We start from the raw sequence: 327 nt of genomic DNA, 5'->3' as shown, positions 1-327 counted from the left end.
ATGGTTCTGGAGGATCTACTTCGGTAACTATTGAAGGTGTAAACTGTGCAGCGGATCAAACACTTAACTTAACAGTAACATCGGAGCCTGCTCCTGTAGTGACTGATGTAACGATTTGTTCTGATGAGTCGTATACATGGACAGAGAATGGTATCACTTATAATGGTTCTGGAGGATCTACTTCGGTAACTATTGAAGGGGTAAACTGTGCAGCCGATCAAACATTAAACTTAACAGTAACACCGGAGCCTGCTCCTGTGGTAACTGATGTAACGATTTGCTCTGATGAGTCGTATACGTGGGCTGAGAATGGTATCACTTATGATG

Annotated in this window: 1 protein-coding gene; it reads left to right on the top strand. The window is 42.8% G+C overall.

Annotation, left to right across the window (positions count from 1 at the left end; genetic code table 11):
• Positions 1–327 (top strand): hypothetical protein (locus KWG70_RS17780; RefSeq protein ID WP_230937382.1); only part of this gene is annotated, 327 nt, incomplete at both ends.

Origin of the sequence: Psychroserpens luteolus (assembly GCF_021032705.1) — a bacterium.
Taxonomy (GTDB): Bacteria; Bacteroidota; Bacteroidia; order Flavobacteriales; family Flavobacteriaceae; genus Psychroserpens; species Psychroserpens luteolus.
The sequence above is the reverse complement of the archived record's forward strand: the minus strand, read 5'-3'. Positions and strand labels throughout refer to the sequence as shown.